Here is a 24,730-nt window from a genome sequence, read left to right on the forward strand (position 1 = left end):
CCGCAACATGTCCGCTTACTGAATGCGCTGAAGCTGTTCGTAGTAAACGGACATCTGGTGCAAGCTGACGATGACGAGCGGAATGACCAGATAGCCGAAAATGAGGGCCATCATTGGCGCAAATCCGATCCATTTTCCCCAGCCTGCCTTTTGCTCAATCAATTGCTCGTACTCCTGTTTGCGCTGCTCCTGCGCGTAAGCCTGTTCCGACTCCAGGTCGTCGAACGCTTCCCGAATCGGCAAACTTTGCACCGCCAGTTCCAGCTTTTCGACCGTGCGGACGAACGGCACAAACGGCGCATCCTCTTTCAGCTGCGCCAGCGCCTGATCTGCGCCCTGTTCGAAATGGAGCAAGCACGTTTGCAGCGGTTCCTTGAACACGCGGGCAAACTGTTCCATCCAGATGAGCAGATGCTCGACCGACATCCGGTCCAGATCCGCCAGCATGGCGATGACGGCATGCAGTTGGTCCACTTCATGCTTCATCTCCATCTGCCGCATGCGCCGCTGGAACAACCGAACGCCGACCGGCATGGCGTAGCCGCCCCATCCCGCGAGAGCGGCGAGGAGCGCTTCCCACCACTTCACATACTGATTGTCCAGCTTCGTGAGCTTGCCCATAATGCGCCGAGCCGCGGCGCGAAGCTGATCGTCCTTGTTTGTTGCTGGCGATTCGCTGCGGAGCAGGGCCATCACCGTTTCTTCGGTGCGATGCTTCACCTCCTTTACGCGATCGATGATGCGGCGATCGAGCGCCGCCGCCTCGCGCGCCTTGGCTTCCTCTTCCGGCGAAAGTTGACCGAACAGGATGCCCTGCTTTACCGGCGCATACAAGATTTGATGCCGGCTTGCGGCATGAAGCGCCATAAACATCCCGAGCACAGCCAGAAAAGCCATGCCCCCCGCCACGATGCGCTGCACATAGAGCCATTCCAGCCGAAGCGGCGACGCGGTGTCTTTAAGCAGCTTGACCATGCGGTCAGCTTCACGGGAACCGGGGGCGGGACCGAAACGATGCACAAGCCAGCGCATCCACGGCCATTCGTAAACCCGTTTCTCCCATCTTTTTCGGCCGGTTGGTTTTGGACTCACGTCCAGCTCCTGAATGTTCCGCAGCAGAACGTAGGACAGCCATACGACCGCCATCAGGCCGATTTTCACGATCCAGCCGGTCGTGCTCGCATAAAAGGCGTCCATGGCCGGAAAGTAATGGCTGGCCCAAGCTTCGATCGGCCGGGTAAACAGCAGTGGCAACAGCGCGATGGCGGTCAGTCCTTGCAACAGGAAACTGAGGCGCTCGCGGCGCAGCAGTTCCAGATTCAGTTCGGTCGCAAGCTTCCCAAGCGCCTTCAAGTACACGGAACCGGTTGCGGTTCGTTTGTCGCCGTATTCCTTCACCAGATGCGACAGCCCGGCCAAGCCCTGCAAATAGCGGTTCGGCGCGCTCTCGATATACTGCGCCAGCCGCTGCTCGGCGTCGCTTGCCGTGAGCACTTCGTATATTTCGTGTCCGTGCAGCGCCATCTCATACGACGCGCCGTCCGCCGCTTCATAAACGGCTTCTTCCACCATGCCGTGCCGATGATAATGATGGCGCACATCCGAAAAGAAATGCCGGAGTTGCCGAAGCAGTCGCGTCTCCAGCCGATGCACCAGATTGTCCGAAAGGATTCCGTGGCCAACCCAGAAGCCGATGCCAATCATGCCGAGCGTGGCCGGGTCGCGCACGCCGATCGCCAGCGGAACAGCCGCCGCGAGCAGCACGCCCCAAATGAGGAGCGCCGTCCTCATCGTTTCCAGCCGCAGCTTCCATTCGTCGCCAAGCTGGAGAATGGTCATTCGTTTGCGAAGTTGGTACAAATAAGCGCGTAGAATCGGTACGCGTTCGCATAGTCGATACAACTGCTGCAACACGCTGTGCAGCGCTTGCTTCTTGCGGGCTTTGCCCGGTTTGCGCAGCGCTTCATACTGCCGAACGGCCTCCACGTCCGAACCGTGACGGGATACCCATTGAAACGCCGCCACCATCGCGAGAAACAATAACGTCGAGGCGCCCAGCAACAGGGACAGCCATTCAATTTTCATCGCTATCCCCCCAGTGAACCGCCAAAAACGCCTCGAACGCCGCCTGGTCCGGCCCGGCGAGGCATGCAGCGATTTCCTTGCGGCTTCGCTCGGACAACGGATGAACGGCGACATAGCGTCCGTCCCGGTATTCGATGACGTTCCGCGCGACGTAAAGCGGTCGGTCCGTCGATCGGCGGAAATATTCCAGCATCGTCTCCATGAACGCCGTCATTTTCTCCTCGGTCGTCGTTTTGTGGCGGAACGTCTCCGGGTAGCCCTCTTCCTGCTCCACCGGGACGCATTCGGTAATTCGTTCAATGTAGCGATGTCCGTCCGCGTCCCGCCTGAGGTGAATGTCGAAGTTGATGACGCTGACGACCTGCTGCTCGGCCACTTTTTCGTTCGTAAACACCCCTGTCTTCAGCAGCGAGTTGCGCAGCGAATAGACGAGATCGCGGAATGTTTTGGCATGATGCGTAAACAAGGTGAACAGCGAAGCGACCTGCGCCATCTGCACCATCCAGGCGGCAACCGGGTCGGTCGCCACTTCTCCCAAAATATTGACCGAGCCGTCCGTTTTTTTCTGGATGTCCAGCCCGTCCTGCCCGGAGATCGTTTCCGTTTCCCGCAGGCTTAAAATGTTGCGATCCCGGTATATTTTCCGAAGCTGAAGCTCAAAGCTCATTTCCTGCACCCGAATCGGCAAGATGGCCGGAATGTAGCGCACCATCGCCATCAAGAGCGTCGTTTTGCCGCTGCCCTGCGCACCGGTGATGGCCGTAATGCGCTCGCCCATGACCAGATATCGGATCAGTCCGATGGGCAGCTCGGCGTTGTCGTCCTGAATCAATTGTTCCAGCGCGGCGTTTTGCACATCGAATTTGCGCACAAAAAAAGCCCACGATTCGCTGAACCGGGGGCGCAGCACGACGACGCGGGAGCCGTCGGCCATTTCGTTCACCTTAAAGCCGTTCGCCTCGGACAATTGGCCGGGAAAATTATGTTTGTACACGTTCTGGCACACGCGCCTCAGTTCTTGCTCCGAGCCGAAGGACAGGAAGCTCAAATGAATGGATTTCCCTTTATAAAACAGCCACACGCTGTCATGCGACCTTGGCACCTCGCGCAGCAGCGCTTCTTCCTCCAGGCTCCATTCGCCTTCCCACATCGCCGGGGGGATGCCGGATACGCCGCCCGATACGCCGTCGATTTTCATGTCGCGGATTTCGTCGATGACGCTAAACCCTTTGTAATGCTGGTATATCCGCTGCACGACGATCTGCGTTTTGTCCTCGGCAGACAGCTTGCGCGTTTCCTGCTTGTAGATGTCGCGGATTTCGTCGGCGGTAATCCGATATGACTCGGTTTCTTCGTCTTCCATACTCCGTTTGGGGCGATCCAATTCGTATTTTTGAATCAGTTCGTCCAGTGCTCTCAACCGATGTTGTTTCTTAAACAGATAGAGCAGGATGTCAAACTGATCTTGCGATGTGAGCGCCTGCGGGTCGTCAAACGGCAGGAGGCGATTCAGGTTATTGTCGTCCAGATGGTAGCGCTGCTCGAGCAAATCGGCGATGACCTGCTTCACATACGCCTTGTCCCGCAAATCTCCGGACGTGCAGCCCCGCAGCGCTTTTTTCAGTTCTGCGCGCTTGTTTTTGCGGCGGCGGTATTCTTCTTCCGACAAGCCGAAGTCGATCAGGTTGCTGCTCGTCATCTCGTGCAGCGCCTCTTTCACAAACGCGGTCATCGCTTCCAGTGTATAGACCGGTTTTTCGTCCGGCTGCTCCGGCAAGCGGCGGCTCATGCGCAAATAGAGCAAGACGCCAATCGCGATGAGGATGCCCGCCAGAAGCAAAGCGTTCAGCGCGAACATCATCGGTCATCGTCCTCCTTCCCGCCGAAAAGAGGCTTGCTTAATCCGGCGCGCTGGACGATCGCTTGTGCCAATGCCCGCACCTGTTGCATAAAGGGATCGTTTTCATGATCGCGCGGCACCTGTCGATTGCGAAATAGAAAACGGACGGCTTCTCCTTGTTGGGTCGCATCCAGCCAGCCCGTATTATGGACAATCGGGTACGCAGGCTCCCGCCGATGAAACTGGCGCATGACGTTTTTGACGCTCAACGCCGACCCTTGGTCATATTGTCCGAATACAAGCAAATGCTTCCGGTTGGACTGAAGCTGCGCCTCCACCAGCGGAAAAACCTGCTCCAGCTTGAGCGCGTTTTGCGGCAGACAGACGACCAGCAAATCCGCCTGACGCAGCAGCGCCTTTGTCCACGCCGACAAATTGCCGCTTCCGCCGTCCAGCAATACCAGATCGTAAGCGCGCCTTGTCAGTTCCAAAAGGGGCGCAAGCCATTCCTGTGCGGAGGAAACAAACGATGCATCCGGCTTGTTCGATCCCGGAAGGATATCGAGTCGGTCGGCGAGCAGCGGCAGCGTGTAATCCCGCAACCTGTTCGGTTCGAGCTTGCGGTTTTGCAAAAGCCTGAGCAGCGCGTCGATGCCCGCGTCAGGCGGGGCGTCCGCTTTGCTCATCCAGGTCCGTCTCGGGTAAAAGCTGCGTTCGATGGCCGCGTATTCGCTTTGCAAATGCCCAAGCAGCAAAAGGCGCGAGGAATATTCGAGTCCGAGCAGCGCGGCAGAGGCAATCAGGTTGCTCGTCGTACCGGCCTGTCCCGAAACCGGACTCCAAAACACCACGGTAAAGCCCATTGCTTCATCTCCTTTCGTGCAACATTACCGGATTTATGCGCGCCTTCGGGAGCGCGCCCATGCACGCCGGGCGGTTTTGGCATCGCAATCAAACAACTGTTGCAGTATGTCCAGCACGTTCCGGCGATACGCCCCGGACAGCCGCCTGATGTCGATGCGCCCATGATGCTGGTTGCCCAGTTCGACCGACATATCCCGTTCGTCCAGCGGAAAGCGGAACACGGTGTCCTCCCAGCGTATAAACTGCTGCGGCAGCAGCGAATCGATATAGGTCTCGGGTATGGCGGTCGGCAGGGTAGGGGTTATCAGTTTGTAAAACGATAGCGGCTGCCCTTCTGCTTCGTGAAGGCACAGCCGCTGCATCAGCTCCGCGTTTTTATGCATGCTGAGCCGGCTCCAATTGCTGCACCAAACCCGCTTGTCATAACCCGGCAACTCTCGTCCTTTCACAAATTCGGTGTGATCGGTGTCGAGCAGCATGACATCGTATGCCGCTTCGCCTTCGGCTTGAAGCAGGGAACGTTCCAATTGCGCTGGCGTGATGAGCCCGGTCGCCACATCGATGCCTTCAAATTCCCGCAGCGAATAGCCGAAATCCGCTTGCGGCAAATAGCCTTGCATGGACTGGGCAAGGGTGGAATCCACGATCAGCACCTTTCGCTCCATCGCCGTGAGCAGCTTGCCTAGCACGAGAAGCAGATGGCTTTTGTCCGGCGCGCCGAAAAACACGACTTTTTTCATGACAGCCTCCTTCACTGATTAAAAATTTGCTTCAATTTATCCGTGCTGGCAGGCGCTTCCGACGGCGATGCTGGCGTTGATGGCGCTGGCTCCGCGGACGCTTCCGGTTGATCTTCATTCGTCGTTGTCGGAGCGGAAGGGGAAGGCAGCGGTTGCGCGGCTGGCGGTTCGTGATCGACCTTAGCCGTTGCGCCTGCCGGTTGCGGCGATGGAACCGCTTCTTGCATGGCATTGCCTTGCCGCGTGACGATCCGCTCGTTTTGCAGTTGCTGCTGAACCGTCACGCTGCCGCTCGTTACGCGCAGTTTGTCCGACTCGCTCATCGCCTTGAGATTGTCATCAAGTTTCAGGCGAAGCTGGCGGGCAAGCTCGGTTGTCGCTTTTTCGAGCAGGTTCGGATCATGTTCCATCAAATCAAGCACTTTCGGATTTGCGGGATAATTGACCACAGCTGCTTCCTGCAATCCCGGCTCGATATACGGCAGGGCATACAGCCGTGCGCCTTGCAAGTAGGCATCGATAATCGCGCTTGACGTTTGCAAAATATCCTTCTCGTTCATTTCGAGCCAGATGACCGTTCCTGACAACTCCCGCGCTTTCTTCTTCGCTAACAGGACATAATCTTCTCCTGTCGGGAAGTTGATTCGCACGTCGATGTACTGTCCCTTTTGCAGATTGGAGGGAAGCTGAATGACATGAAACTCCTGCACCCGCACATCCTTCGGGATCGGCGTGCTCTCGTACAGCATGGACGGCATCAGCGGTGTTCCGGGCTGCAATTCGATTTTGGCGCTTTTGCCGATGGCCGCTTCCCGTTCAGTAATCATCCCGGATGGCACCAGACTCGCGGGCATCGGGACGGACTGGAGATCCTCCGCCGTGACGGTGCCTCCGGCCGGAATGGTTCGTGCCACGGTCCAGACGTTCCTGCGCGATTGTTCCTCTATCGTTTTCAGTTCCTTGATCTGCCTTTCGTAGTGTTCCTTCATTTGCTGCTGATTCTGCTCTTGCTCCGATTGCTTTTTCAGAGAATATATGACCGCAGCCACGAGTAAACAAACGCTTATAGCGATCGCGGTGATAATTAGTGCCTTGCGGTGCCGATACGTCCACGACATCGCTCACGTCTCCTCTCAATCAATCTTAAACTGCTATCGAAACTTTTACCGGGCATCGTCACGGAGCTTCTGCTTTTGCTGGGTCGCAGCCTGATGCTGCTCCAGCTTTTCTTGCGCCCATGCGGGCATATGCTCCGGTTTTATCAGACCCATAAAATCCTCTCGATTCCAGCGAGCCTCTTCACCGGTATATAGATTTAACACGTAGACGGCGCGACCTCGGGAATTGGCAGAGGTGCCAAAGCCGCTTAGCGCCAGCACAAGCTGGTTAACAGCGGTGCGATATTCAGGTCGCAACCGTTCCGGCCGGATGACGACAACCTGGTTGTCAATGCGCATGTCTTCGCGAATCGGCTGGCATTGGGCTTGCGTAAGAGGAGATAGGGGAACCTTGACACTGGCCCTTTCTTCTTTGAGATCCTCCAGTTCCCATTGCACGCGGGAAATAAAGTCATGCACGGCTTCAAGATATTCCGCGCCGGCCGCAATCGCGTAAAATTGCTCGACACCCAACGAATTGTTTCGGGTGCAGGTACAAACCATGTACGGACGTTCGGCATTGGATTCGTCTATGCCAAGCAGTACTTCCACCTTCCCGATGGAGATGGCCTGAACGACTTCATAGTTGTCCACCATTCGCTTCATTTTTTCCATTGTCCGTCCTCTTTTCCTGGAAAATTGCGGTCATTCTTCGTTCCCCGGTTTTGCTTTGATTGGCCGACATTACGAGATTTCTTGTCTCGCGTGTGCGGCTGCTCGATCTCATCCTCCAAAACTTCAAAGCGGTTGAAACCCGGCTTTTCTTGCATCAGGCGCTCATATTGACGACGCCTCCCTTTTGTGAAATACATCATGAATCGCCTCCCCAAAAATGGGCATAAAAAAAGCTCTCCGTCTAGGGGAGAGTGCTTGCCGAACTGGATTCAGGTTAACGTTCCAGTTCCCGTTGCCGTTTTTTATACCAGCTTTCCAACAGTTGTACGATCAGGTCTTCCTTTTGCTTTTCGGTAAAGTCCTTCGGGAAGAAACGGTCGATCCGCTCGCGCCGAATGATCATCTTTTCTTTCTGGTTCGGCTTCTCCTCTGTGAGAATCGAGAAGATGACATCCACGTTAAGCCGTCCGTCCTGGCTCAGTTTTTTCATGCGCTGCGCCTGTGCCAGCGAAGGTGTGCAGTCCTCGGATTGCATCGTTTCGTACAGGGCATGCTGTTCTTCTTCGGCCAAGTAAGATATCTCTACGGCGGGATTGAAGGCGATTCGTTTATCATCCACCATTTCGAGAATGGAGGGGGTCAGTTCGGTAAGGCGGATATAGCGCTGGATTTGATTACGGCTTTCGCCTGCCTGATCTGCCAAAATTTCAACTGAATATTTTCCTCGTAAATCCTGCCCAACTTGGGTAGAATTTTCTTTACTCGGTCTGCCCGCCTGTCTCTTCATTGCCTCCAGCTTCATCTTATAGGCAAATGCTTTCTCACTTGGCGAAATGTTTTCCCGTTGCAAGTTGCTGTCAACCATAATAATGATCGCCTGGTCATCGTCCAGTTCTCGAACGATGCAGGGCATCGTTTCTTTGCCTGCCAGTTCGCTCGCTTTTTTTCGTCGATGCCCGGCTACCATTTCGTAGCCGCCATCCGCCTTCGGACGTACCAGGCCGGGAACAAGAACGCCGTATTGCTTCACGCTGTCCGCCATTTCCAGCATCGCTTCATCCGCCTTCACCTTGAACGGATGGCCGGGAAAGTCGCTGATTTCCGACAGGGGAATATCCATCACCTTCTCCCGCTTTTCATCGGCGCGGCTCTCCTCCGTGGAGAATAAATCAGCGACTGTGGTCAGCTTGATGCTGGCGCGCATGTCGTCTTTCTCTGCCAATACTCTGCACCTCCTTCGTAAAGGCGGCATAAGCCTCCGCAGCTTTCCCATCCGGATCATGGTCGTAAATGCTTTTCCCCTTGGCGCTTGTTTCCGCCGCGCGAACGGATAAGGGGATTTCTGTGTTGAACACACGCAGCTTGTCACCGTAGTCGCGTCGAAGAATGAATGAAATATCCTTGGCGAATTTCGTCCGGCTATCGACCATTGTGAGCAGCACGCCGTCCAAAACCAACTTCGGATTGATCTGCCTGCGAACACGGGCAATGGTCTGCAACAGTTGGGTCATTCCTTTGGCGGGCAAATAATGTGCCTGAACGGGAATAATCACGCTGTCCGCCGCGGCAAGCGCATTAATGGTCAACATGCCCAAACTCGGCATGCAGTCGATCAGCACGTAGTCGTAATCGGCTTTAACAGAGTCGATGTACGAATGCAAAATCGTTTCTCTGCTCATCGTGTTGACGAGCGATACCTCAACAGCGGACAATTCAATATTGCCTGGCATCAGGTCAACGCCTTCATGGTGATGCAAAATACCTTCCCGCGCTTCATAGGATTCTTCCAGCATCGTTTTCGTCAGCAATGTGGCCAAAGATACCGACAGATTATCCGGTTCGTGGAACCCTAACGAATCCGTCAGGTTACCTTGCGCGTCCGCATCGACCAGCAAAACCTTTTTCCCATCCCCAGCCAAACCGATCCCCAGGTTGACCGCCGTTGTGGTTTTGCCCACGCCGCCTTTCTGATTGGCGAGGGCGATCACCTTGGTCATCCTTACACTTCTCCTTTCACGCAAAAAGCCGGCTGCGCTGAACTTGTCAGAGTAACCGGCTTTTTGAATTGTATCTATATAAAAAGAGAACGCCCCCGATAGTGGAAGACGTACTCTTGAGCATTTCTTAATTTAAGCAATTTGCATATAATAGATCGCGAACCTACGGAAATTTTAATTATCTATTCTCAACCGGATTGTATTGAGTGCTCTATATCTGTTTAAAGCTTCAATTTCGCTGTAGACATCTAACGAACCGCTGACATCCTCAATAGTAACAACAAGGGCATAGGGAACATCATCATTTTTATCCTCCCAACGCGAAAACAGTTCAAGCCAGACCTGCCAGTCGCCAGCATTAAATCTAGAAAAGGTTTTACTGAACTGTTGACAAACATCCCATTTTTGTCGTCCTTCTTTGAAGTCTTGTTGAACAGGCTGCAATGTCACTCCGTCCACATGACTTTTCTTTAATGATGCCCGTATATAAGCCCCTAAATATTCTGTTCCCTTTGTTCTATCCACCGATGGCCTAGACACACATGTTACAGAAACCTTTGCAACATTACGTCCAACCTGGGCTGCCAAAATTTGCGGCATAAATATGGTTACTCTTTCCTTAGTAGTTCTGTTCAAAGTGCCTGTCCTAACAAAAGTTACTTTTGACGGAGAGGAATATTTGCTGTCGACTACATTGGAAATTCCCCTTCCATACAGATTATGCGCTAGAGTCAGTTCCTCTTCCTCCATCCCATCAACGTCCCACAAAGCAACTGCATTATGATAAAGCAACGCTTTCGATAATAGCGTATCTCGATCCGGAATCGTATTTAGTATTTCTGCGTAATCACCTGCTACAATAGGAGCAGAAAAGCTAGTGCCCGCATCAGGTATTAACCTTCCATCTTTTGAAATAACCATTGAAAATGGATCATTAGGTACGGATGCATCACTACCATCCAGAATAATCGTTCCTGCATATGCGCTTAAATCCGGTTTAGAGAATCCTTGAAAACCTGGTCCGCGTCGACTATAAGGTGCAATTTGGTTTCTCTGAGAAAGACTATTTTGGTGGTCTGCACCGATAATTGATCCAACCACTACCGACAGCATCGAATCTGCCGGTGCGGATATTCTTGAATCATCATCATCCAAAATATCTTCCAGACCAAATTCCGTTTGCCAAAGCTTATGATTACCCGCCGATACAAAAAACTGTACGCCTGTTCTTGATTGTAAAGCGTCTAGTTCATACCCAATAATACTCATTTCATCTCCTTCTATAGGGGAGGAAGCGTTGGCAGATAAATTATAGATTTTAACAATATCCGAATGAGCACTTACCGCAGCCTGTATTCGCTGAATAAAGATATTTACCGGCACGTTACCATCGAGTATGTTGCAGTCAAGAATTCTAGTACGAGGGGTAATTATTGATGATGATAGCTGTTGATTAATATATTTAAAGGCCACTCGGCTTGCAACCTTAGTTCCATGATCGCTATCTCCTCCACTAGAGTCTGGAGCAACCCAATTCTTTATGATTAACGATGATAATGACTCAGGGAACATTACACCGGAGTCCAAGACAGCGACAATCGGAAGCTCTTCTAAATTAACGCTAGGATCAAGCTCAAGTTCCCCCATATCAACAGAGGCCTCTTGAGTAGTCTCTACATTAAAAAAATCTGTTTTCTCGATTCTATAAATTGCAGAATCGTTCTCGAAACGAGTCAATGCATTTGATGGGATTATGGCACGGACAACTGGCGTGTTATCCGATAAATAATAGGGTGATTCCTGGACATGCCCTCGCGTTTCATTTATTTTTTCAATTAGATGCGTCAGAGCAGAATGATACAAATGGTTTTCCAAATTTGGTATCAGCATAAGTTGAATATCTAAGGTAACAGGCACCTGTGCAGAAGCGGTTAATTTTCGCAATTCACTTGAATTCTTTTCGGAACCAATGTATGGTTTGAAATCTTCAATAAAATCAAAATAAGTTCTTCCACTGCCATTACGTGTATAAGCGTCAACCCGATTTCTTAACGTTTGGAACTGACTGCTTGTTGAAGTCACGATAGCACTCCGTACATTTTTAACAGCTCTTACCTTCATACCATTAGAATCAAATAAACTCTGCTTGTCTTGAATCTTCTCCCCCTGAGGCAACTCGATATTAAATACAAGCAAATCCGAATCTGCTAAAGAATTGTCTGAAGCTACTGCTTCCAATGTTTGCTTTATTGCCTGCAAGCTGTGACTCAGTTTGGAACCATGCTCTGAAAAGGAAACATTCCTTTTTGTTGGCAACGCTCTTAAGGTTTTATCAACTCGTTGAACTTCCTCATCTGGAATCCAAAAATGACTTTTCTGCTCATCACTCATCGCTCTTTTCCTCCTTATTGAACCGATAACTCAAAGTAGATTTAGAAATCCCTGTGATTTCTTCAAGTGTACGCATCGAAATGCCACTTTTATTTAACTTATATAGGGCACGAGTATAAGCATCACTGTCTTCGCTAATCAAAAGAGAGGACTGCTTAACCCATACATTCGCAATATCTTCTTTTGTGACAATTTTAGTTTTGTGTTGCATAATACAATATTTGGCTAGAGCCTGTAAGAAAGTACCAACTTGAGCTCCGCTCATTCCTTCTGTTAAGGTCGTAAGGATCTTAATGTCCATTTCGTAAAGCTCAAGTGTCTCGTTAATAAATTTAGTGATAATGCTTTCACGTTGCTGTGCATTCGGTAGTTCTAATAAAATTGAAGTATCAAATCTTCTCCAGATTGCTGGATCAAGAAGGTGATGATGATTGGTTGCCGCAACTAAAAACACGTTAACAGGCATCGAGTCCAAATTTTGAAGCAGTGTTGTCACTACCCTCTTTAATTCCCCTAATTCGTGCGCATCATCCCTTTTTTTAGCTATGGCATCGAATTCATCAAGAAACAACACAATTCGTTTGTTCTTAACAAACTCAAAAATTTTTCTTATATTTGTTCCCGTCTGACCAAGATACGACGAGACAAGACCATCTAGCCTTACATAAGCGACTGGAATATCAATTTCTCCTGCAATTGCATTAGCTGTTAATGTCTTGCCGCAACCGGGAGGTCCACAAAGTAATATCCGATTCGTTGGAGAAACACCCTTAGTTAACAATTCCTCCGCTTGCTTTTGCTCCTCAATAATTTGAAGCAAAGCTTCTTTCGTTTTCTCTGGCAATGCTACATCAGACAATTTGACTTTGGGCTGCAATACTTCAATCAATTCTAAAGCGCTATCCTTATCTTTAGGAGTGGGTAATGCGCTTTGCACAGAAAACGACATTTCGGACAGTGGACTCGAGTTAAACGAGACATTGCTTTTTTTATCGTAAGAATAGGCGCTCATAAGAGCATTAGATAATGAAGAATTTCCTTTTCGTTCTTCATCACTTGCCAGATTCTCAAGAGCTTTCTTAAACGCATCCTCATTTCCTGAACAATGCGCCTCAATTAATTTAATTATTAAACCCGACTTCATTTGTTCCCCTCAATTCATAGCTAATTATGTAATACATTATAATTCACAACCACACTTAAGTCAAAATGAATATTGGACACGATTGGACAAGCCAAAATTAAATCAAGTTAAATCGCATGTAATATCAGTATTTGCATTCATTAAACAGAAAATTAAATTGGACATTGTTGAACTTTCTTAGTATATAAAAAGAGAACGCCTTCGATGATGAAGTAACGTTCTCTTGGGTATTCCACGATTATACAGTTCTCGAAACTATTCTCCTGCATTAAACATGTCTACACACCCGACGTCCAAATCCAGATCCAAAACGACCGAAACCTCAATTTTGTCTTTGAGCACCTTATTTTTGAAGTCGTTGCCGTCCGCCGTGAAAGTCATAAAACGCGCAAAGTGTTGAAAATAAAGGATTTCTACGTATCGATTCGTTGCATTCCTATTACGCACTCCACATGCGCCGTCCAAGGGAACATATCGACCGGCTGCGCCTCGACGGTGCGGAACCCGCCGTCCTCGAGCACGCGCAGGTCGCGCGCCAGCGTCGACGGGTTGCACGACACGTACACGACGCGCGCGGGGCGCATCGCGACGATCGTGTCGAGCAGCGCGGCGTCGCAGCCTTTGCGCGGCGGGTCGACGACGATGACGTCGGCGCGGATGCCGCGCTCCTGCCACGCGGGCAGCACCTCCTCGGCGCGGCCCGCCTCGAATACGGCGTTGTCGATGCCGTTCAGCTCCGCGTTCCGCTGCGCGTCGCGGACCGCCTCCGGCACGAGCTCGACGCCGTACACCCGCTTGGCGCGCCGCGCGAGGAAGAGCGAGATCGTGCCGACGCCGCAGTACGCGTCGATCACGGTCTCCTCGCCGGTCAACCCGGCGTACTCGAGCGCGGCGCCGTACAGCGCCTCGGTCTGCACCGGGTTGACCTGGTAAAACGAATGCGCGGAGATCGCGAACCGGACGTCGCCGATGGCGTCGTAAATCCGGTCGCGGCCCCACAGCACCTTCGTCTCCGGCCCCATGACGGCGCCCGGCGACCCGTCGCTCACGTTGTGGCAGACGCTCTCGACGCCGGGGATCGCCTCCGCGATCTTCGCCGCGAAGCGCTCCGCCTGGGGCAGCTCCGGCCCCGCCGTGACGAGCACGACCATCGTCTCGCCCGTGCGGTAGCCGGTCTTCACGACGACGTGCCGCAGCGCCCCGAGCCCGGTGTCCGCATCGTACGCCGGGACGCCCAACTCGCGCGCGATCGCCTTGACGACGCGGACGGCGTCGTCGGCCTCCTCGCTCGCGATCAGGCACCGGTCGGCGTCGACGATGCGCCGGCTGCCCGCGGCGTAGAAGCCGCCGACGAGGCCGCCTTCGCGCTCGCCGATCGGCACCTGGATCTTGTTGCGGTACCGCCACGGATCCTTCATCCCGATCGTCGGGCGGACGATCACCGCTCCCTCGCCAGCGGCGCTATCCGCTCCCTCGCCCGCTACGCGCAGCTTGCCGATCCGCTGCAGGCTGTCGGCGACTATGCGCCGCTTCGCTGCCAGCTGCGCCTCGTAGCCGAGATGCTGGAGCTGGCAGCCTCCGCACTCGTCGTAGACGGGGCACGGCGGCACGAGGCGGTCCGCGCTCGCCTCCAGCACCTCGACCAGCTCGGCGTAGCCGAACTGCTTCTTCAGGCCGGTGACGCGCGCCCGTACCCGCTCGCCCGGCAGCGCCCCGCGAATAAAGAGGGTAAAGCCGTTTGCGCGGCCTACCCCCTCTCCCTCGTGCCCGATGCCGATCACTTCGGCGGTCACCGTCTCGCCTATCGCTACCGGCTTGGGCGCGGACGACGGCGACTCGCCGCGTCCGCCCTGTGCCCCGCCTCGACCGCCGCCCGGCCGTCCGGCAGCCGTTCCGCTCCGTTGGGTACGGCCGCCCCGGCCGTTTCGTTGTGCCACGATGTCGTTCGCTCCGTTCGTTATTTATAGGTGGACGTGCCGGATTCGTCGACGAATATCGGCAAATGCTCCGGAAGCACGGAAAACGTGCAGGGCAGCGTCCCGCCGAATTCCCCGTCGAGATTGATCTGCACGTAGTCCGGGGACGTAATCTGCAAGCTTTGCGTCTTGAAATGAATAATGTGCGGATCGTTCAAATGCTCGCCGCGAAGCGCCGCCGATACGATGCGGATGAATTCCGCCAAGTTGCATTTCCTAAGAATGAAGACGTCGAGGAGCCCATCGTTCAAGCTCGCGTCCGGCGCCAGCTTCTCGAAGCCGCCGACCGAATTGCTGTTGCAGATCAGGAACATCATCACTTCCTCGTGGATGTCCTGCTCCTTCGACCGGATGTTCAGCTCGATCGGCCGAAGCCGCGGCAGCTTCTCGAGCCCCTTCATGTAATACGCGAGCTGGCCGATCACCGTCTTCAGCTTGCTCGGCACCTCGTACGTCAGCTCCGTCAGCGAGCCGCCGCCGGCGATATTGATGAAATACCGCTGGTTCACCTTGCCGACGTCGATCGTCCGCGTATGCTGCTGCAAAATAAGATCGACCGCGAATTCCCAATGCTTCGGAATGCCGAGCGCCCGGGCGAAGTCGTTCGTTGTGCCGAGCGGCAATATGCCGAGCGGAGGCCGGTGGCTCTTCTCCGCCATGCCGTTGATCACTTCATACAGCGTCCCGTCGCCGCCGGCGGCGATGACGACGTCGAACCCCCGCTCCACCGCCTCGGCCGCCGCCAGCGTAGCGTCGCCTTCGCCGGACGTCGCGTGCGTCGACGTCTCCAGCCCGCCCCGCTCCAACCGCTGCAGGATCTCGGGCAGCCTCCGCTTCATCTCTTCCCGACCGGACGTCGGATTGTAGATCAATCTGGCCCGTTTCGCCATCGACCCATTCCCCCATCTATCTGAACTGTCGATCCGGACAGCCGGCGAAGCGCTTCGCCCGCCGTCCGTTCCATCCACCGGGACACGGACGGGTGCGGCAGCAGCGCGGCGCCGTCGTACCGGTAGCGGAATCCTTCCAACCGCTGCGGGATCACTTGTTCCGTAAAATAACCCGTACTCAAAAACAGCGGAGCGACCAAAATGTCGCCGTCCGGGTCGTCCGCCAGCCAGTCGCGCATCGCGTCCCGCGTCTCGTCCGGCAGCAGCAGCGCCGTCCGAACGTCCGCGAAGCCGCCCGCCTCGCGCAATCTGTCCGCGACGCCGCCCATACCGCGCTTCCAGCGCGCGTAAAATTCCGGCAGCTCGCTGCCGTGGCCGACGAGCAGCACCCTCTCCCGATCGGGCCGCGAAGACAAGCCGCGCAGACGCTCCAGCACCATGTCCGCCACGATCGGGTCGTCGTCGAGCGGCTCGCACATGTGGACCCGCGCCATCACGCGAAACGGCTCCAAATCCGTCTCCGTCGACGGCGCCGGCAAGTCGCCGAGCGCATACCGGATTTCGTCCACGTGCGTGCTCCCCTTCGAGACGAACAGCGGGACGACGATCAGATCGGTCACGCCCTCCGCTTCGAGCGCGTCGATGCCGTCCTGTATGAGCCGGCCTTCGACGATTTCGAGGAACGAGGAGACGACCGGCACCGGCTCGTCCAGCCGAACGTCCGCCACCGCCCCGTCGACGAGCTTGACCCATTCCGTGCTTCGGGATCCGTGGCTGATGACGAGAACGCCTGCTTTGCCCATGCGCGACACCCTTTCCGCCTGCAATCATTACCATGCTATCGAAACCGGTTGCGAAAGTCAATTCGCCTCCCCCGTCCCGCTCGCGAACGCAAAAAATCCCGCTCCCGGAGGAGAAGGATTCGAGCGAATCGGTTATGGGACGCGGAAAGCGCCCGACCGTCTCGAGTATGGAGGATGGTTAGCGGCCGAGCCGCTCCAGCGCCATCTTGTAGCCGTCGTTGCCGTAATTCAAGCAGCGCTTTACGCGCGAGATGGTCGCCGTGCTCGCTCCCGTCTCGGCTTCGATCTGATTGTACGTGCTCCCTTTGCCAAGCATGCGAGCCACTTCAAGCCGCTGCGACAGCGATTGGATCTCGTTCACCGTGCACAGGTCGTCGAAAAAAATGTAGCACTCTTCGACCGATTTCAACGTCAACACCGCTTCGAACAATTGGTCGATCGATTTATCGTTCAGTTTTTTCAACTGCATTTTTCCCTCAACCCCTATTTCCTGTCTTGCTTTACCTGTTTCGACATGCGGAGCCGGTTTCCTTCCTTTACGTTGGCAAAACGTTAAAATTTCTATGCGTTACCCGGCTAAATCAACTCCCGCCATCTCCCGCCGAACGGCCTCCCGCGCCGTTTTTGACCGCTATTCGGGGAGAGAAAAAAAGGGCGCAGCGCTCGCCCATTTCCCCTCGAAACCGGGCCGATTCCCGAACTCGGCGCGGCAAACCGGGCATTCGTCCAATCCAAACATTCGCCTACCACATAAAGTAACATATCACTATACTCCCATAAAAGGAATGTGAACCGAGTGAATCGACAACAATGGCCAGTTTGGCAGGACCATCGGGATTCCCGGAACATGGGCGCCTACCCGGGGGCCGGACCGGGCGCCTATCCGACGGAATCGTTCGGCTACTCCCCTCAGCCGTACGGGCAGCAGCTCCCCGCCGTTCAAGAAACCTTGCCGACCGCGGGGGGCGGCGGTGGCGGCGGTGGTGGCGGCGGTGGCGGTCTGCTCTCCAACTTCAACTTCAAAGACATCAAGTCGGTCATCGACCGGATGGGCGGCATCGACGGCGTCATAGCGACCGTAGGCAAGGTGCAAAAAATCGTCAGCAGCATCCAGCAAATGCAGCCGATGCTCAAGCTGCTCATGACGATGCTGCCGGGCAAATCGAAGGCAAGCGACACCGCCGACGACGGCGAATGGAAACGCCCGCGACGGCGCAAACGCCGCAAGCGGAAAGGGAGGAAAAAAGCGCACACCCGCTCTTTGGTCTACAAGCAGAGAAGGCGAACGGCTCGCCGATACCGGTAATCGCTCGAACAACCGGCCGTCCCGGCGGCCGGACGAATAGCCCGTTCCGATCGTAGACGACGATCGGGACGGGCTATTCTCGGCGTTATGCGCCTTGCGTTCGTTATACCCAGCCGCGAAGACGGCTCGCTTCGGCGTACTTTTGCACGCCGACCATATAGGCGGCGAGGCGAGGCGTGATCGAGCGGCTTTTGGCCATATTCAGCACTTTGTGCACCGCTTCGACCATCTTGTCTTCGAGCTTCCGGTTCACTTCTTCTTCCGTCCAATAATAGCCCTGGTTGTTCTGAACCCATTCGAAGTACGATACGGTGACGCCGCCCGCATTGGCCAGCACGTCCGGCACGACGAGCACGCCGCGTTCGTGCAGCTTCTCGGACGCCTCCAGGGAGGTCGGGCCGTTCGCCGCTTCGACGATCATCTTCGCCCGAATGTCGCCGACGTTTTCGTTCGTGATCTGGTTTTCGAGCGCCGCCGGGACAAGCACGTCGCACGGCTGCATCAGAAACTCGGCGTTCGACAGACGCTTGCTGAACAGGTTCGTCACGCTGCCGAACGAATCGCGGCGGTCCAGCAAATACGGGACGTCGAGCCCTTTCTCGTCGAAAATGCCGCCGTGGACATCGCTGATGCCGACGATGGTCGCTCCCCATTGATCGAGAATTTCGGCCAAATGACTGCCGACGTTGCCGAAGCCTTGGATGCAAACCTTCAAGCCTTGAATGTTCAGCCCTTGAAGCTTGGCCGCCTCCCGGATCGATATCGCCACGCCGAACGACGTCGCTTTCTCGCGTCCTTGCGACCCGCCGAGCACGAGCGGCTTGCCGGTGATGAATCCGGGCGAATCGTACTCGCGGATGCGGCTGTATTCGTCAAGCATCCAGGCCATGATTTGCGCGTTCGTATACACGTCGGGAGCCGGAATGTCTTTGTTCGGGCCGACGATTTGGCTGATCGCCCGCACGTACCCGCGTGCGAGCCTCTCCACTTCGCCGAGCGACATCGTGCGCGGATCGCAAATAATGCCGCCTTTGCCGCCGCCGTACGGCAGGTCGAAAATACCGCACTTGAGCGTCATCCATAACGAAAGCGCCGACACTTCCTCCGCCGTCACGCTCGGATGGAAGCGGATGCCGCCCTTCGTCGGGCCGACGGCGTCCGTATGCTGCGCCCGGTAGCCGGTAAATACTTTGACCTGACCGTCGTCCATCCGTACCGGAATGCGGACGGTCAACAGCCGAAGCGGTTCCTTGAGCAGCTCGAAGTAGCCTTCGCCGTAGCCGAGACGCTCCAGCGCCTCGTGCACCACCTTCTGCGTCGATTCCAATACCCCTTCGCTGAGAGGCGGTTGATTGGCCCCCATCAAAATGCGTTTGTTTGCGCTCATCGTTTCACCTTGTTTCACTAGTGATGGTATGAAGCCTCTATCCTATGTTCAGTTAACGATACTTAACACGACATGTCAAGTACCAAACGCCATCTTCTCAGGCCGTTCCGGGCCGAAAAATGGCCTTGAGCGCCTCGTCCGCGGTTTCGTACCGAAAACGGAAGCCGTGCTCGAGCGCAGCCTTCGGCAGCACGCGCTGTCCGGTAAGCAGTAGGTCCGCCATCTCCCCGAACGCAAGCCGGAAGGCGAAGCCGGGCACCGGCAGCCAGTGCGGCCGGTGCAAGGCGGCGGCGAGCGCCCGCCCGAACGCGTCGTTCGTGACCGGGTTCGGTGCCGTCGCGTTGACGGGGCCCGCGATATCGTCCCGCTCGATGCAATGACGGATCAACCGGACGATGTCGTCGATATGAATCCAGCTTACCCACTGCCGCCCGGTGCCGACGCGTCCGCCGACGCCGAGCTTGTAGGGCAGCGCCATTAGCGGCAGCGCGCCTCCGTCGTCGCCCAGTACGAGACCGACGCGAAGCTTCACGAGCCGTGGGGCCGGGATCGCGTCCGCCGCCCGTTCCCATTCGACGACGACGCCGGACAAAAAATCGACGACGCGGGGAGGGCTCGTCTCGTCATAAACGTCCGTCTCCGACGTCCCGTATACGGACATGCCCGAGCCGTTCACGACGACCTTCGGCTTGTTCTCGAGCGCGCCGACAAGCTCCGCCAGCTTCGCGGCCGTTTCAAGCCGGGATTGCAGTACGCGGCGCTTCGCCTTGTCCGTCCATCGCTGATTAATCGATTCTCCCGACAAATTGACGATCGCGTCCAACCCTTCGAGATGGTCCCGGTTGGCGGTCAGCTCGTCCCATGCGATCGTGCGCCGCTCGCCGCGGATGCCCCCCGACGTCTTGCGGGAGATCAGGATCGTCTCGTCCCCGCACGATTCCAAATAACGGACGAGCCGCCGGCCGATAAACCCGGTCCCCCCGCCTATGGCGATTTTCATGTACCGCACCGTCCTTTGCCCGTGATACCTTATTTTACCATAGGTTTCGGACGACAACACGTTCTATAAAACAAAGAAGGCCCCGTAAGGAGCCTTCGGCGGCACACAACGACAGCGGCGTGTTTTCGGTCGGTTTCCGGCGAGTCCGTCTCTTCAACGCACGGTTAGCGAATGCCCGAATCGCGGATTACAGCAGCCATTGCAGGAGATCGATCAAAGCCGACAAGCCTCCGCCGATCGCGACGCCGATTACGTGCTGCATAAATCGAACAGCCTCCTCTCGTTGCAACGGTTTGTCGCTAGTATGCCCGATTAAAGCTAAACATACACGGCCGCTTATATGAGATCATCGCCTTCATAAGGGTACGCGTACATAATATAACGTTCGGGAGCATCCCCCACGTAGCGAAACGGATAGCAAGTCGTCACAACTAACACTTCCGTTCCCATGGGGCCAATTACCGTCGTATCGTCTTTATCCACGATGTCCGTGCTTTTGATTTCGTACTCGAACGTACCGTATGGCAGCTTGACGATAAATCGGTCTCCGACCGCCAGCTTGTCGAAGTTTCGAAAAACGATATCCCGATGCCCGGACAGCACGATTTGTTCGCCATCCGAAGGAAATACGCTTGCGCTGTAGTGGCCGACTCCTTTGTCAAGCATCTCCTCGTCCGTACCTTCAATGATCGGAAGATCGGCTTTCAGCTTGGGGATTTGCAGGATCCCGATCACATCGTTCGGCTTAGGGTCGAACGCCTTTCGGTCGGCAAGCGGCGCTGATTCGGGTGCGGATTCAGCCTTACCTGCTAGAGACACTTGCTCTTCCTCTACGTAAAGGTCCCCTTCGCGCGACATATCAATCAAAACGTTCGCTTGCGCCATCGCTTTGTTGATGCTCGTTCGATGCTCCGCATATTGGAATATGGCTAGAGACAGGATAATCGTACCCGATATCGCCAGAATGGCGCCAAGAATCTTTCGCATATGATCCCTTCCGTTTCCATAAAGGAAAAGCAAACACATCGCTCCGAGGAGAACGTGCTTGCTTTTCCGTTAGCAATCAAGCTTTGCGATTTCTTCTCAGAAGAACCAAGCCCGTGAACAAAGCGGTCAATCCTGCAATGCCCAAGTTGTAAACGTTGGAGGCCGTGTTCGGCAATCGATTCAGCGGCTTTTCCTGATCCGGGGTCTTGGTTGATGTTTCAACGCCGCGCCAAGCGGAAGGCGTATCCGTCTCCGTATTTGTCCGCGTCGTACCGCTTCCGACATCCGTCGAAGGCGTTCCGTCTTCTACGCCTGTCGAAGGCGCTCCGGTTCCTCCGCCTGCCGATGGCGCTCCGGTTCCTCCGCCTGTCGAAGGCGTTCCGGTTCCTCCCCCTGTCGAAGGCGTTCCGGTTCCTCCCCCTGTCGAAGGCGTTCCGGTTCCTCCCCCTGTCGAAGGCGTTCCGGTTCCTCCGCCTGTCGATGGCGTTCCGGTTCCTCCCCCTGTCGAAGGCGTTCCGGTTCCTCCCCCTGTCGATGGTTGATTTGGCGTTACGGGGTCAGGGTTCGTACCCGGATCGGGATCATTTCCCGGATCAGTTCCCGAGTCCGTACCTGGGTCCGTCACATTGATCGTGACTTTCGTCGTGATCGTACCGCCCTTCCCGTCACTCACCGTTACCGTAAAGCTGTCCGGGCCGACATAGCCCGAATTCGGCACATACGTCCAAGTACCGTCCGGGCTCACCGTCACGGTGCCGTGTTGCGGATTGCTTCCTTTCGTGTACGTCAGCGGATCACCGTCCGGATCCGTGCCGTACACGCTTCCCGTTACCGACGTATCTTTCGGTGTCGTTATGTTCTCATCCCGCGCGGTAGGCGGTTTGTTCGGCTTCTCCGTAACGTTTACCGTCACTGTCGATGTCACCGTACCGCCTCTTCCATCGCTTACGGTTACCGTAAAGCTATCCGGACCGACATAGCCTGAATTCGGCGCGTACGTCCACGTGCCGTCCGGATATACCGTCACCGTTCCATGCTGCGGGTCGCTTCCTTTCACGTATGTCAGCGTATCCCCATCCGGGTCGGCTCCAAGCACACTGCCGCTTACAGGTATGTCATTCGGCGTCGTGACATTGTAATTCGGTACCGTCGGCGACTCGTTCGGCTTGTCCGTCATATGAACCGTCACTGCCGATGTCGCGATTCCGCCCTTCTCATCGTTAACCGTCACTGTGAATATATCCGGACCGACATAGCCCGGATTCGGCACGTACGTCCACGAGCCGTCCGGATTCAGAACGACAATCCCATTTTGGGGATTGCTTTCGATCGCATACGTTAACGGGTTACCGTCCGGATCGGTTCCATATACGCTGCCGGTTACCGATGTGTCTCGCTGCGTCGTTACGTTATAATTCGGCACGGTCGGCGGCTGGTTCGGCGGTTCCGTAACATTGACCGTCACCGTCGACGTCGTCGTTCCGCCCTTCCCGTCGCTTACCGTTATCATGAAGCTGTCCGGGCCCGTATAATCGGGATTCGGTACATACGTCCATGTGCCGTCCGAGTTCACCGTCACCGTCCCATACTGCGGATCGCTTCCTTTCGAAAAGGTTAGCTGATCACCATCCGAATCGACACCATAAACACTTCCGGTCACCGCGGTATTCTTCCATGTCGATTCCTCGAAGTCCGGTGCGATCGGCGTTTGATTAGTCGGATATACCTTCACTACTTCTTCCGGCTTGTCCGGGGTGACGATATTGCCGCCATTCACCGTGGCTACGTTTCGAATGTCGTTGCCGGCTTGACCGGCATCGATTGTCGCTAGAAATTGAACCGTATGCCATATGGTATCTGTAATATCGCCGATCTGTCCGACAACTTGACCTGCGGAAAAATACCCTTTATCGTCCCCTTCCGCATCGGTGGCGGATACGCCGTCGACTTTCAAACTGCCGGTCACATAAATAAGCCCTCCCGGAAGGGTGTCGGAGATGACTAAGTTTTTCACCAGGCTGCCTTCTACCGTATTTCTAGTCTTGATGGTATAAAGGAGCGTGTCGCCGACTTCCGGATGCCCCGCATCCGTGTTACCGATTGCTTTTTGTTGAATGATTGCCATTTTATTTGATTCAAGTGACGGGGAATTAAGTTCGACGCGAACCGTGATGGTCGATTCTGTCTTCCCGCCATACCCATCATCTACGATGACTGTAAATGTGTCGTCGCCAACATACCCTGCATTAGGCGTATACGTCCACGTGCCGTCCGGATTCACCGTTACCGTACCGTTGCCGGGAGGATTACCGGCCTGGTAGGTTAAGCCGTCACCATCCGGATCCGTGCCGTTTACTTGTCCCGAGACCGGCGTATTTATCTTCGTAGTCTTTGAATCATCTGATGCGGATGGCAACTGGTTATGGGCTGGAATCGTTACAGAGTCATTGGCGCAACCGATAATGGCTGAAAGCGTAATGTCCTTGGAATGATCGGCATTTTTCAATACTGCATGAATTTTTCCGTCCGTACCCGAGATTAAACTTGTTACAGGTTCTCCATTAGGTCCGGTTAACTCTCCTACAGTTGAAGTAAACGTATCCAGCGGCGCACCGGAAACCGGATTACCTAGTGGATCTAGTAGGGTTACCGTAACACGATAGACCTCCGGCTCATCGGTTGGCTCTGTCATTAATTTTGCATTGCTCGGTAATTGCCTGTAATCGTTTTGCGGGTCAAGCGTATCGATAGGCTTGTAGTCATTTACAAAATACCAGCTATAGATATTGTGATTCTCGTAATTTGGATACCCTGTCGATGCGGTAAAACCGGCAAAAAAAGGGGTTCCATTAAAGATAGTACCAAGATCTATGTTGTTTACATTCAATACTTGTTTAGCACTAGCCCTATCCGGAGAAGTACCTAGACGAACCTGAACGTTCCGGCTTATACCGTCATAGTCGATCCACGTATAATATTGACTTCCGTTAGATAAAACAAAATTGGTGCCATTAGCCGTATTATACTGGTTTAAATCCGTATACCAACCCGTCTGGTTCAATACCGTCCCATTTGCCGCGAGTCCTATGTAGTTTGAAGTAGGATCATTATACACCGTGTTTAGGAAGGTATCATATTTAACAGCAAGACTGGGTTTAATACCGTAATACCCCAACCCTCCTCCAACTGCATTCAAACTTGCCGTACTGCTCTGAATCGTAAAAGTCAGTCCGTCACTTGGACCTGCAGCACTTGAATTGCTCATTTTAAATGAAAAGGCGGTACTGAAGGAATAATTGTTTTTTGGACAAATCGCGCTGTTGTTAAAAACGGCTCCGCTTTGTTCTGTAGCGGCCGGCGTCAATCGTATGAAACTTTTCCCGACGGGTACTTCGGCAGCGCCATGTACTGAAAACAATTGATCCTGAATTTCGAAAGTACTGCGCATTAAAAACATAAAAAGGGCTCCAAATCTTTGGTAGAATGGTGTTTGTCCAGGACAACATCACCCAAAGAGAGGAGCACCTTTTAGGTGAAGTCTACCACAC

20 protein-coding genes are annotated in these 24,730 nt (G+C 54.6%); 1 reads left to right on the top strand and 19 read right to left on the bottom strand.

Features of this window, described 5'->3' with window-relative positions; all coding sequences use genetic code 11:
• Window positions 1-15: 15 nt before the first annotated feature.
• The 15 genes from DLM86_RS30935 to DLM86_RS31005 all read right to left on the bottom strand — a co-directional run bounded on the left by DLM86_RS30935 (window position 16) and on the right by DLM86_RS31005 (window position 16,971).
• Window positions 16-2,085 carry a hypothetical protein gene (locus tag DLM86_RS30935; protein ID WP_110843996.1) on the bottom strand — a complete coding sequence of 690 codons (2,070 nt, stop codon included), beginning with the start codon at window positions 2,083-2,085 and terminating at the stop codon, window positions 16-18.
• The gene (locus DLM86_RS30940) at window positions 2,075-3,946 is read right to left on the bottom strand and encodes an ATPase, T2SS/T4P/T4SS family (protein ID WP_110843998.1); all 1,872 of its coding nucleotides are present in this window, start codon (window positions 3,944-3,946) and stop codon (window positions 2,075-2,077) included. Before DLM86_RS30940 ends, DLM86_RS30935 begins: the two co-directional genes overlap by 11 nt.
• On the bottom strand, window positions 3,943-4,788 hold the full coding sequence (locus tag DLM86_RS30945; RefSeq protein ID WP_110844000.1) for a CpaE/TadZ family protein: 846 nt from the start codon (window positions 4,786-4,788) through the stop codon (window positions 3,943-3,945). Before DLM86_RS30945 ends, DLM86_RS30940 begins: the two co-directional genes overlap by 4 nt.
• A gap of 33 nt (window positions 4,789-4,821) precedes the next feature.
• Entirely contained in the window at window positions 4,822-5,529 is a 708-nt protein-coding gene (locus tag DLM86_RS30950; protein WP_110844002.1) for a hypothetical protein, read from the bottom strand.
• A gap of 11 nt (window positions 5,530-5,540) precedes the next feature.
• A complete protein-coding gene (locus DLM86_RS30955) occupies window positions 5,541-6,647 on the bottom strand; it encodes an SAF domain-containing protein (RefSeq protein ID WP_110844004.1) in 1,107 nt (368 codons plus the stop codon).
• 45 nt (window positions 6,648-6,692) lie between these two features.
• Window positions 6,693-7,301, bottom strand: a complete 609-nt coding sequence (locus DLM86_RS30960; protein WP_110844006.1) for a hypothetical protein — start codon at window positions 7,299-7,301, stop codon at window positions 6,693-6,695.
• Window positions 7,289-7,501 carry a hypothetical protein gene (locus DLM86_RS30965; protein ID WP_110844008.1) on the bottom strand — a complete coding sequence of 71 codons (213 nt, stop codon included), beginning with the start codon at window positions 7,499-7,501 and terminating at the stop codon, window positions 7,289-7,291. Before DLM86_RS30965 ends, DLM86_RS30960 begins: the two co-directional genes overlap by 13 nt.
• 74 nt (window positions 7,502-7,575) lie before the next feature.
• Window positions 7,576-8,523 (bottom strand): ParB/RepB/Spo0J family partition protein, encoded by a 948-nt coding sequence (locus DLM86_RS30970; protein WP_425454008.1) that lies wholly within the window; start codon window positions 8,521-8,523, stop codon window positions 7,576-7,578.
• Window positions 8,471-9,298, bottom strand: a complete 828-nt coding sequence (locus DLM86_RS30975) for a ParA family protein (protein WP_110844012.1) — start codon at window positions 9,296-9,298, stop codon at window positions 8,471-8,473. The genes DLM86_RS30970 and DLM86_RS30975 overlap by 53 nt, the downstream gene beginning before the upstream one ends.
• A gap of 174 nt (window positions 9,299-9,472) precedes the next feature.
• The gene (locus DLM86_RS30980; protein ID WP_110844014.1) at window positions 9,473-11,689 is read right to left on the bottom strand and encodes a S8 family peptidase; all 2,217 of its coding nucleotides are present in this window, start codon (window positions 11,687-11,689) and stop codon (window positions 9,473-9,475) included.
• Window positions 11,682-12,833 carry an ATP-binding protein gene (locus tag DLM86_RS30985; RefSeq protein WP_110844016.1) on the bottom strand — a complete coding sequence of 384 codons (1,152 nt, stop codon included), beginning with the start codon at window positions 12,831-12,833 and terminating at the stop codon, window positions 11,682-11,684. Before DLM86_RS30985 ends, DLM86_RS30980 begins: the two co-directional genes overlap by 8 nt.
• A gap of 413 nt (window positions 12,834-13,246) precedes the next feature.
• Window positions 13,247-14,770: a 23S rRNA (uracil(1939)-C(5))-methyltransferase RlmD gene (gene rlmD / locus DLM86_RS30990; protein ID WP_110844018.1), complete on the bottom strand. Its 1,524-nt coding sequence runs from the start codon at window positions 14,768-14,770 to the stop codon at window positions 13,247-13,249.
• A gap of 20 nt (window positions 14,771-14,790) precedes the next feature.
• Complete coding sequence (locus DLM86_RS30995; RefSeq protein WP_110844020.1) at window positions 14,791-15,699, bottom strand: diacylglycerol kinase; 909 nt, start codon at window positions 15,697-15,699, stop codon at window positions 14,791-14,793.
• Window positions 15,678-16,502, bottom strand: a complete 825-nt coding sequence (locus DLM86_RS31000) for a sirohydrochlorin chelatase (RefSeq protein WP_110844022.1) — start codon at window positions 16,500-16,502, stop codon at window positions 15,678-15,680. Before DLM86_RS31000 ends, DLM86_RS30995 begins: the two co-directional genes overlap by 22 nt.
• Window positions 16,503-16,680: 178 nt before the next feature.
• Window positions 16,681-16,971, bottom strand: a complete 291-nt coding sequence (locus DLM86_RS31005) for a YerC/YecD family TrpR-related protein (protein ID WP_110844024.1) — start codon at window positions 16,969-16,971, stop codon at window positions 16,681-16,683.
• 378 nt (window positions 16,972-17,349) lie between these two features.
• Between DLM86_RS31005 and DLM86_RS31010 the strand changes: the two genes are divergently transcribed.
• Window positions 17,350-17,808, top strand: coding sequence for an aminotransferase (locus DLM86_RS31010; protein ID WP_110844026.1), 459 nt, complete (start codon window positions 17,350-17,352; stop codon window positions 17,806-17,808).
• A gap of 103 nt (window positions 17,809-17,911) precedes the next feature.
• On the opposite strand, the gene DLM86_RS31015 is transcribed toward DLM86_RS31010, so the two are convergent.
• From DLM86_RS31015 to DLM86_RS31030, 4 genes are all read right to left on the bottom strand, one after another.
• A complete protein-coding gene (locus DLM86_RS31015) occupies window positions 17,912-19,195 on the bottom strand; it encodes a Glu/Leu/Phe/Val family dehydrogenase (protein ID WP_170143741.1) in 1,284 nt (427 codons plus the stop codon).
• A 97-nt stretch (window positions 19,196-19,292) separates the two neighbouring features.
• Complete coding sequence (locus DLM86_RS31020; RefSeq protein WP_110844028.1) at window positions 19,293-20,195, bottom strand: TIGR01777 family oxidoreductase; 903 nt, start codon at window positions 20,193-20,195, stop codon at window positions 19,293-19,295.
• A 336-nt stretch (window positions 20,196-20,531) separates the two neighbouring features.
• Window positions 20,532-21,182: a class D sortase gene (locus tag DLM86_RS31025; RefSeq protein WP_110844030.1), complete on the bottom strand. Its 651-nt coding sequence runs from the start codon at window positions 21,180-21,182 to the stop codon at window positions 20,532-20,534.
• A gap of 76 nt (window positions 21,183-21,258) precedes the next feature.
• Entirely contained in the window at window positions 21,259-24,639 is a 3,381-nt protein-coding gene (locus tag DLM86_RS31030) for an Ig-like domain-containing protein (RefSeq protein WP_110844032.1), read from the bottom strand.
• Between the last annotated feature and the right edge of the window lie 91 nt (window positions 24,640-24,730).

This window comes from Paenibacillus flagellatus (genome assembly GCF_003217775.1).
GTDB lineage: Bacteria > Bacillota > Bacilli > Paenibacillales > NBRC-103111 > Paenibacillus_AB > Paenibacillus_AB flagellatus.